This window comes from Mannheimia haemolytica, from assembly GCF_004342115.1.
GTDB lineage: Bacteria > Pseudomonadota > Gammaproteobacteria > Enterobacterales > Pasteurellaceae > Mannheimia > Mannheimia haemolytica.
On record NZ_SMAC01000047.1, the window covers coordinates 1 to 10136 of the forward strand.

General features: G+C 40.4%; 5 protein-coding genes and 1 pseudogene. 5 read left to right on the forward strand and 1 reads right to left on the reverse strand.

The annotated features are described in order from the left end of the window. Positions 1-245: 245 nt before the first annotated feature. Positions 246-2051, forward strand: coding sequence for a DUF4153 domain-containing protein (locus EDC41_RS12785; protein WP_006251971.1), 1806 nt, complete (start codon positions 246-248; stop codon positions 2049-2051). Positions 2052-2093: 42 nt separating this feature from the next. Here EDC41_RS12785 and EDC41_RS12790 read toward each other — a convergent pair. Beyond that, a pseudogene (locus EDC41_RS12790) lies at positions 2094-5122 on the reverse strand (glycoside hydrolase family 2 TIM barrel-domain containing protein). 177 nt (positions 5123-5299) lie between these two features. Here EDC41_RS12790 and menB point away from each other — a divergent pair. The 4 genes from menB to EDC41_RS12810 all read left to right on the forward strand — a co-directional run bounded on the left by menB (position 5300) and on the right by EDC41_RS12810 (position 10062). Further along, positions 5300-6157 (forward strand): 1,4-dihydroxy-2-naphthoyl-CoA synthase, encoded by an 858-nt coding sequence (gene menB / locus EDC41_RS12795; RefSeq protein ID WP_006249501.1) that lies wholly within the window; start codon positions 5300-5302, stop codon positions 6155-6157. An 82-nt stretch (positions 6158-6239) separates the two neighbouring features. Then, positions 6240-8642, forward strand: a complete 2403-nt coding sequence (mrcB, locus tag EDC41_RS12800; protein ID WP_006251974.1) for a penicillin-binding protein 1B — start codon at positions 6240-6242, stop codon at positions 8640-8642. A 174-nt stretch (positions 8643-8816) separates the two neighbouring features. Then, positions 8817-9323: a Dps family protein gene (locus EDC41_RS12805; RefSeq protein ID WP_006251975.1), complete on the forward strand. Its 507-nt coding sequence runs from the start codon at positions 8817-8819 to the stop codon at positions 9321-9323. Positions 9324-9381: 58 nt separating this feature from the next. Then, on the forward strand, positions 9382-10062 hold the full coding sequence (locus EDC41_RS12810) for a tRNA1(Val) (adenine(37)-N6)-methyltransferase (protein WP_165876907.1): 681 nt from the start codon (positions 9382-9384) through the stop codon (positions 10060-10062). Positions 10063-10136 lie beyond the last annotated feature (74 nt).

Genomic DNA, 10136 nt, shown 5'->3' on the forward strand with positions numbered 1-10136 from the left:
GAGTTTGTTTTGTTTGTACTGACTTAGACGACTTTTTCTCATTTGGGTATCTTAACCTAAATGGAGTTTTTAGTCGTTATCTAGGACAGCCCCTTTATTTTTAAAGCCTATAGTTGAATAACTTAGGCTTTCTTATTTTAATGAATATGTTCACCTCTAAAAACAAATAAAGATTAAAACTGTTTACCTATTATTTATTCACATGTATACTGTGAGATATTCCTTTCATAGGTAGGAGATCTATTATGCTAAGTAAGCTACAACGCTTTACCTTAATGATAAAAAGCACCATCATTAAGCATCCACTGGAAATTTTATTCGTTACTTACGTCACGATTTTACTTATCAATAATGTGAGCGACTACGAATTAATCAAACGCTTTCAAAATCTAATTGCTCTTTTTCCTATTTGCTTTATTTTGCTTTACCTGATACGCGATACCAAAGCTTATTGGCTATTCGCTCTGATTCCGATAGCAATCGTCTTTTTCTTTGATCAAATTAATTTAACATTATTGGAAGATTCTCGTTATTGGGCTACCATATTTTGTGTATTCCTTTGTTTGATCAGTCAATATTGGTACAAAAACAACCATTATTTTGTAGCCGGAACAACTAATAAATTAGTTAACATTGTCTTTGCTACAGTTTTATCTGGCATTATTTTTGCAACATTAAGCGCTATTACCATAGCCATTATTGCTTTATTTGATTTAAATAAACAAAACAACTTTCATATTTTTGAAAAATTTGGCATTTTTTCTAGTTTTTGGGCATTCCCTGTTTTATTTTTAACTCTTGAACAACAGACTACCAATGATTCTAGATATCTAAACCGCATTAGTGAAATGTTACTAAACTGGATTTTGTCTCCGGCATTAATTATCTATACTGCAATTATTTATGCTTATGTAATTTTTATTGCGGCTAAGGGGCAAATGCCAGATGGGGTTGTTGCAAACGTAGCGCTTCCCTATTTAGCTTTCGGCCTAGCTATACAAGCGGTGCAATTATTACTAAAAAATGCAAAATGGCAGTGGTTTTATTCTCTCTTTACCTATTTAGCACTTTTGCCGTTAACATTAATTTGGTATGCCATCTATATTCGTTTCAGCCATTATGGCTTAACTGAAGCCCGTATTTATTTAGTGATTGGCACAATAACCTTATCTATTTGCTATACCTTATTACTATTTAAACAGTTGGCGCAATATCGTCTCTTTTCTGCAGTGTCGATAGCAATTATTTTAATTTCAGTGTTTATTTTAGATCCGAAAACAGTTGCGCTTAAAGATCAAACCAAGCGGTTGGACAACTATTTGCTAAAACACAAATTATTAGATGTAAATAACAAAATCAGCACAAAAGCTGTACTTAAATACCAAGAATCATTAAATGAAAACCGAGATGAAGCCGAATATTTTTATTCAATGCTCCACTATGTTGCCAGAGGAATGCCTGCTGCACAATTTAAAGAGAAATATGGCGTAAATTCAAGCTACGATTTAATGAGTGAAATAAGAGAAAGAAATACTGACCCACGTTATTTTGAAGCTACTAATTCTGAGCTGGTTCGCTTAACTAAAGCAGATATGGCAAATGCTCGTGAATATATTACATTTAGTAGCCAATTATATCGGCCTAATTCATTTTCCCATCAAAAAATAGAAAATAAGCTATGCCAAAAACTCCTTTCTCAAGGTTACTATTTTGAGGGAAATATATTAAATATTGAGTATCAATACTCAGAAACGGCTCAAGACTGCTCTTCAATAACACAAGATCCTACTGAATTTGTTATCTACTTTAAAGGACTTGGGACTACTATTGAATTTAACATTAACGATATTTTGAAAAAAATCTTTGCTAAACATCATTTATCTATTACCCAGCAACACAAAAATGAGGTTTTAGAAAAGATTAAAGGCGATTTACTCAAAATGGATTTAGGAAATTCAGTACTTGGGCTTAAGCATATTGAGTTAAGATTTGAAGACAATATCGGTTATATAGTAGAAAGTATTAGTACACAATATATTATGCTGAAATAAAAGGAGATGCTCGTTCAATTAAATTTGAACGAGCATTTTTCGTTAAAAATTCAATTTAAGCAGCCACTCAAAATTAGTCTCATTTAACCGATATTGCGGTTTCAAATTCGGGCCGCAAGAGTTTGAGCCAATGCCGCTCATTTTGTAATCGACACACAGCACGGTGGAAGGGCTTTCTACCAAATCATAACTGTGGCTTTTAGTGGTTAGCTCTTCCTGTGTGTAAGGCGAAAGATTAAAACTAAACGGCTGTGGAGAAGTAACAGTTATCCCATTTGCTTGCACATAATGCGTACCGAAGTGGCTGCCGTTTTCCTGCGGGTTGAGATAATCGGTATGATTTTCTCGGGTGCTGGTTTGATAAGCTCCGAGTTTCGCCAAATGGTATTTGTCGATATAACTCTCCTGCTCGCCATAGCCAAAATAGCTCACTTGGTTATTCCGTTTATTCAAGAAAAACCGCAAGCCAAAGCGAGGTAAAAACGGCAAATGAGCGGGGCGGGTTGCCTGAACCTGAATCGTCATTTCGCCATTCGGGGCAAGATGATAATTCACTTTCAGGGTTAAAATCCGACTTTGAGCGGTTGCCACAATGCCACATTCGGCAGTAATGTTTACGCCGTTTTTATCTTGCATCAGTTCGGTATGATACGCCCTGGTGTAACAGTTATCGTAGCCGGCTTTTTTCCAAAACTCACGAATTAAGCGGTCGTTATCGGTTGGGGCTCGCCAAATATTGAAATCCAACGGTTGCTCAATTACTGCCTCGCCGTTTTTCTCAATCCGGCTGAAAATGCCTTTGAGTTTATCGAAAGTGTAGCGATAGTCGCCCTGTTGAATCCGCCATTCATTTGCAAAATCTTGCACAAAAATGACCGCTTGCGGGCGTGGATTAAGTGCTGGAGTGACCATCGCTTGATGCAGCGTGATTTGGTCAAAGCCTAAGTGATGCCCTTTTTCCAACAGAGCCGTGCTTTCATTTAAAGAATAATCAAGGGTTAAAAGTTGCAATTTGCCGTTTGGTTCGGGCAGCGTTAGCGGCAAACAAGCGGTCTGATTTGGCTGACAATTTACCAAACATTGTCCCTGCAGGGTGGTTTCGCCGTTTTAGCTGAAACAGTAATGCACGGTCAGATAATCAGCTAAGTCGCTGAAATCCAACTGATTTTTCAGCCAAATTTTGCCCGCTTTTAACTCAGCTCGCACCGGGCGATTCACATTTTTCACTTCTAACAAATTAGAGTGTGGCACACGCTGTTGGGAAACCAAGCCGTCCATACAGAAATTGCCATCGTGCAAGGTTTCGCCGAAATCACCGCCATAGCCGTATTTTTCGGTCTTCTGTTCGGCACTTAGCTCAGAGTTGGGGAGCAGAGGAGCATGGTCGCACCATTCCCACACAAAGCCACCGCACGCACCGCTGTAGCGTTGGAAGGTTTGCCAATAATCTTCCATATCACCACTCGAATTGCCCATCGCGTGAGAATATTCACACAAAATAAAAGGTTTGTGGTTGGCAGAGTCGGAAAAATATTCCTCTAACCGCCGGTGCTTGGGTACATCTCGCTGTATAAATCGAGGTTTGAAAGATCGTTTTGATGTGCCGAATGTTGGTAAATCGAGCCTTCGTAGTGAGTTAAACGGCTTGGATCCCGTTGTTTTACCCAACGGGCTGCGACTTCAAAATTTTCACCAAAGCCGGATTCGTTACCAAGTGACCAAATAATAACCGAAGTGCGGTTTTTGTCTCGCTCCACATTGGCAATGTTGCGATCTAAAATCGCCTGTTTGAACAGCGGATCTCTTGCAAAATAACAGAAATTATCGACCGCTTGTTGGCGAATTTCTTCCTGTTTGTTCGGGTTTGGCACATTCAGGAAAATGCTGTTTTCCGGACTTTCAATATACACTGCACTGGAGCCGTGAGATTCAAGATCACTTTCGGCAATCAGATAAAAACCGAGCTGATCGCACAATTCATTAAACCACGGAGCGTTCGGGTAATGGGCGGTGCGAATAGCGTTGATGTTATGGGCTTTCATTAAGCGTAAATCCACCAACGCTTGCTCACGGCTAATGCTGTAGCCGGTTTTCGGGTCGGAATCGTGGCGGTTTACCCCTTTAAATTTAATCGGGGCGTTGTTGAATAGCATCACGCCATTTTCCACACGAATCTGACGAAAGCCGATTTTTTGCTCAATAATTTCGTTTTGGTAGCTCAAGCATAGCGTGTAGAGTGTCGGATCTTCCGCATTCCACAAACACAAATTGCAAATTTCTTGGCAAAAATCACCGCTTGTTTGCTCGCAGACTAAGCGGTTTTCAGGGTCGAAAAGTTGAAAATGCACAGCTTCGGTGTAGGTGGAAAATTGTGTTTCCACCTTGAGTTCTGCCTTTGAAAGATCAGCGTTTAACTGGTAGCGGATAAAGAAATCTTGCAGGTAGTTTTGCTCACGTTCCAAAATATAAACATCACGGAAAATGCCTGACATTCGGAATTTGTCTTGATCTTCCAAATAACTGCCGTCACACCATTTTAGCACCACCACGACGAGGCTGTTTTTGCCCTGTTTAAGCTGTTTGGTGATGTCAAATTCATTGGTGCTGTGGCTGATTTGCCCGTAGCCGACAAATTCGCCGTTTACATAAACAAACAGGCACGAATCTACGCCCTCAAAATTTAGCAAATAGCGTTTGTTAGGCTTGGGGTTAAACGTGATTTCACGCTGATACACCCCGCAAGGGTTTTGGTGTGGCACATAAGGCGGATCAAACGGAATCGGGTAGTTGATGTTAGTGTATTGATGGGCATCAAAGCCTTGAGTTTGCCAGTTAGACGGCACGGGGATTTGGTGGGTAAATTTGGTGTTGAGGAAATCCTCCGGCAGATCGTGCGGACTTGGATAGAAATTAAACTTCCAATCGCCATTTAGCAAAGTAAATAACTCAGATTGTTCCCGTTCCAACTGATTCGGCGTTTGCCCTTTAGCAAAAGGAATAAAATAAGCGTGGTGTGGCGTGGTATTAAGGTGCAACACACTCGGGTCTTGGTAGTAATTCGGTAACGACATAAAAGCCCTATGATCAAAAAGATATAAATACGAATACACTTTAATTCTCTTATAAAATAGGGCAATCAACTATGTGAAAAATTGTGAGGCGGATCACAAAATAATTTCCTCACCTTTTTCCTTCGATTCCGTTATAATCACAAGAATTTTTTATGTCATTTTTCAAGGAATTTACCAATGTTATATCCAAGCGAAGAATTTTTATATGCACCGGTTGAGTGGGTTGATCACAGCGAAGGTTACACCGATATTCGTTACCATAAATCAAAAGACGGTATCGCTAAAATCACCATTAATCGTCCGGAAGTGCGTAATGCTTTCCGTCCGCAAACGGTAAAAGAGATGATTGAAGCCTTTTCTGATGCCCGTTTTGATGAAAAAATCGGCGTCATCGTATTAACCGGTGAAGGCGAATATGCGTTCTGTGCCGGCGGCGACCAAAAAGTGCGTGGCGATTACGGCGGCTACAAAGATGAAAGCGGTGTGCATCACTTAAATGTGTTGGATTTCCAACGTGATATTCGTACCTGCCCGAAACCGGTGGTGGCAATGGTTGCCGGCTATGCGATTGGTGGTGGACACGTTTTACATATGTTATGTGATTTAACCATTGCCGCTGACAATGCAAAATTCGGTCAAACCGGCCCGAAAGTGGGGTCATTTGACGGCGGTTGGGGTGCAAGCTATATGGCACGTTTAGTCGGTCAGAAAAAAGCGCGTGAAATTTGGTTCTTATGCCGTCAATATAATGCACAAGAAGCGTTAGATATGGGCTTAATCAATACCGTTGTGCCTTATGCTGATTTAGAAAAAGAGACTGTGCGTTGGTGTCGCGAAATGCTACAAAACAGCCCGATTGCCTTACGTTGCTTAAAAGCAGCATTGAATGCAGATTGTGACGGTCAGGCTGGCCTGCAAGAGCTTGCTGGTAATGCAACAATGTTGTTCTATATGACAGAAGAAGGGCAAGAAGGACGCAATGCGTTCAACGAGAAACGTGAGCCGGACTTCAGCAAATTCCGCCGCAATCCATAATTGACGGCAAATACAAGCGGTTCGATTTTGCAAAAAATTTGCAAAAATCGACCGCTTACCTTTTCTAATTTAAGTTAATTTTATGTCAGATGTTGAGTTAAACGAGCAGAGCGAGCAAGAGCCTGAGCAAAAACCGAAAAAGCGAAACTATTTCCTTTCAACCTTATTCAAAATCGGGGTGATAGGAGCTTGCAGTATGGCTTTTTACGGCATTTATTTAGACGGTAAAATCCGTAGCAAAATGGATGGACAGATATGGGAATTACCAGCTGAGGTGTATGCTCGTATTGAAAGCATTAAAATTGAAGACAACTTAACGCTTGAGCAAACCAAACAAGCGTTGCTGGATAACGGCTATCGTCAAGTTTCTCAAGTTGCGACACCAGGCGATTTCAAAATTGAAGAAAATCAGCTGGTGTTGCTACGCCGAGCTTTCCCGTTTCCAGAAACACCGGAATCGCAACGAGTGCTTCGTTTAACTTTCAAACAAGATAAATTAACTTATATTGAAGATTTGGTGCAGGGTAAGTTGATCGAGGAGTTCCGCTTGGATCCGAAATTACTGGCGTTACTGCATTCCGATAGCGATGAAGAACGTCAAGCATTACGCTTACAACAATACCCTCGCTTGTTAATTGAGTCACTGATTTTAACCGAAGATCGCCGCTTTTATCAGCACGATGGGATTAGCCCAATCGGTATTGCCCGTGCTTTAATCACTAACTACCAAGCTGGCAGAACAGTGCAGGGTGGCAGTACCTTAACGCAACAGTTAGTGAAAAACTTGTTCTTAAGTAATGAAAGATCGTTGGTGCGTAAGGTAAATGAAGCGTTAATGTCGGTGATTTTAGACTTCCGTTACGATAAAAACCGCATTTTAGAAACCTATCTCAACGAAATTTATTTAGGGCAGAACGGTAGCTACCAAATTCACGGTTTTGCATTGGCAAGCCAATTCTATTTTGGTCGTCCGATCCAAGAGATTAGCTTAGACCAAATTGCGTTATTGGTGGGAATGGTAAAAGGTCCATCACTGTATAACCCGTGGCGAAATCCGCAAGGTGCGGTAGAGCGACGTAATGTGGTGTTGCGATTATTGCTGGATCATCAAGTGATCAATCAAGAACTTTACGCTCTGTTAAGCTCCCGCCCGCTTAATATTCGTGAAAAAGGCACGATTTACCGTGAGCAACCTGCCTTTATGCAGGCATTAACCATTGATTTGAAAAATGAGTTAGGCGAAATTAAGTCAGCTCAACTTTCCGGTACTAAAATTTTTACGACCCTTGACCGTAAACAGCAACGTTCAGCCGAACAAGCAGTGATTACCGGTTTGGAAAATCTGGAAAGTAAAAATAAAAAAGTCAGCGATTTGCAATCGGCTATTGTCGTGGCGGAATACCGCACAGGTAAAGTGAGGGCGATAGTAGGAGACCGCTTAACCCAATTTGCCGGCTTTAACCGTGCGATTCAGTCAAAACGCCAAATCGGTTCTTTAGTCAAACCATCGGTTTATGCGATTGCCTTGGCACAGCCTGAATTATTCCGTTTAAATACACCGATCCAAAATAAACAAATTTCAATTAAGGTTGGTTCAACCTACTGGACACCCCGTAACTACGACCGCAGTTTTAGTGGCTCGGTGATGTTAATGGACGCCTTAGTCCGCTCTCTGAATATTCCAACGGTGAATATTGGTATGAAAGTTGGCTTAAAAAAAGTCATTGCCAAACAAAAAGAGATGGGCTGGGATAATGCGGAAATTCCGCCTTACCCATCAACCTTGCTAGGTTCATATTCGATCTCGCCTTACGATGTAACCCGCTCTTATCAAGTAATTGCCAACGAAGGGCTGAAAACACCATTAACCACCATTGAGGCGATTATTTCGCACAATGGCGAAATGTTCTATCAGCGAGATAGCGGCAAAGTGAGCGAGCAGGTGCTTCCACCGGAAGCTGCGGTTCAAACAATGTATGCGATGCAACAGGTTGTGGAACGAGGTACGGCTCGTAGCTTACAAAACGATTTTGCCAAACTGAAATTAGCCGGCAAAACCGGTACAACCAATAACGCTCGAGATACTTGGTTTGTGGGAATTGATGGCGAACACGTCACGACCGTCTGGCTGGGTAAAGATAACAATGGGGATACCAACCTCACCGGTTCAAGTGGTGCATTGTATGTGTATAAGCAATATCTTGAGAGAGCCTTGCCTCAGGCGTATAGATTACCGAAACTTAATACGATGCAATGGGTGGGGATTAATAGCTATGGTAGCTGGAATTGCGATAGTGGCAGACAAATTCCAGTTTGGCGAGATAAAGGGCAACGTTATTGTACCAGTGCAGGTAATGTAGTGGCTACAGAAAAACCAAGTGTTTGGGATGCACTTTCGCTGAAAAAAGAAAATATCGAGGCTAAAGCAGAAGAAGCTGAAGGGAAGCAACCAATCCCTACTGAAGAAGTTGCACCAATTGAATAAAAATAAATTTGATAGCCATTATCATTCAAGACGCACAATCTGATAGGTTATACCTATAAAAAGTATATATTATAACCATTTGCTAGTTTTCATTTTGGATTGTAATATAGTAATAAATTAAATAAGCAGTATCTAATTTAATTTTTTAAGATTAACAATTAAGAGGAGCATATTATGGCAATGTCAAATATCGGTTTAGATAAAGAAATCGCAAAAAAATTAGCAGATGAGTTAAATGGTTTATTAGCTACTTACCAAGTGTTTTACACTAATGTACGTGGCTACCATTGGAATGTACGTGGTGTGAACTTCTTTGAATTACATGCAAAATTTGAAGAAATCTACGATGATTTAGTGACAAAAGTAGATGAAATTGCAGAACGTATTTTAACCTTAGGTCACACACCTCAAAATGCGTTCAGCCAATATTTAACCAAGTCACAAATTCAAGAACATATTGGTGTTTCAGCTGCACAAGAATGTTTACGTGGTACTTTAAATGGTTTCAAAACATTACTGGGACAACAACGTGAAATTCTTGCTCTAGCAAGTGATGCAAACGATGAAGGTACTGCTTCTCAAATGAGTGATTACATCAAAGAACAAGAAAAATTAGTATGGATGTTCACTGCAGCTTGTGCTGAATGTTCAGACTACGCACAAGGTTGTTCTTGTAACTAAGTTGCAATAATATAATTAACCCCCGATAATGAAAGATTATCGGGGGTTACTTTTTCAGATAGCTATGTCGCAAGGATTTCAATTTAAACAGTTTTTTATTCGGCACGACAGATGTGCAATGAAAGTCAATACAGATGGTATTCTATTGGGAGCGATTGCTCACATAAAAGATTGTCAGAATATTTTAGATCTGGGTACAGGTTCTGGTTTAGTAGCACTTATGCTTGCTCAGAGAACAGATGATTGTTGTCACATTACTGCGTTGGAACTTGAACCAAATGCCTACCAACAAGCGGTCGAAAATGCCCAAAATTCTGCATGGGCAAATCGGATTTCCGTTTTGCAAGGTGATGTGATGCAGCAGGCATTTGAACAGAAATTTGACTTGATTGTTAGTAACCCACCTTATTTTGCAGATTCACTTGCAGCTCGAACCACAGAGAGAGATTTAGCTCGCTCAATTAGCCATTACAGCCACTTGAATTGGCTGGCAAAAGCAAAACCATGGTTAGCAGAGAACGGGAAAATTACACTGATTTTACCTATAGCAGCTGCAGAAAAATTAGTTGACCAAAGTGAACAAATTGGATTGTATTGTGTTGAACAATGGTTAATTTTTACCAAGAGCGGCAAATTGGCTAAACGCAGTATAGTGAGTTTTAGTTTAAACAAGCAAAAGCGTGAACATAAAGAGCTGATCATCTATGATCTAGATAATTGTGTAGAAGATCAAACCTAATCTGACAGTCCCCCGTTTTAAATTACCGTGTCTGTCAGATTAATTTGAGCTTAAATTCTTTTCCACCCAAATCC

What these genes read in the sequence shown, in the direction of transcription:
- EDC41_RS12805 (WP_006251975.1), top strand. Translation starts at nt 8,817, where the DNA reads ATGGCAATGTCAAATATCGGTTTAGATAAAGAAATCGCAAAAAAATTA.
- menB (WP_006249501.1), top strand. Translation starts at nt 5,300, where the DNA reads ATGTTATATCCAAGCGAAGAATTTTTATATGCACCGGTTGAGTGGGTT.
- EDC41_RS12785 (WP_006251971.1), top strand. Translation starts at nt 246, where the DNA reads ATGCTAAGTAAGCTACAACGCTTTACCTTAATGATAAAAAGCACCATC.
- mrcB (WP_006251974.1), top strand. Translation starts at nt 6,240, where the DNA reads ATGTCAGATGTTGAGTTAAACGAGCAGAGCGAGCAAGAGCCTGAGCAA.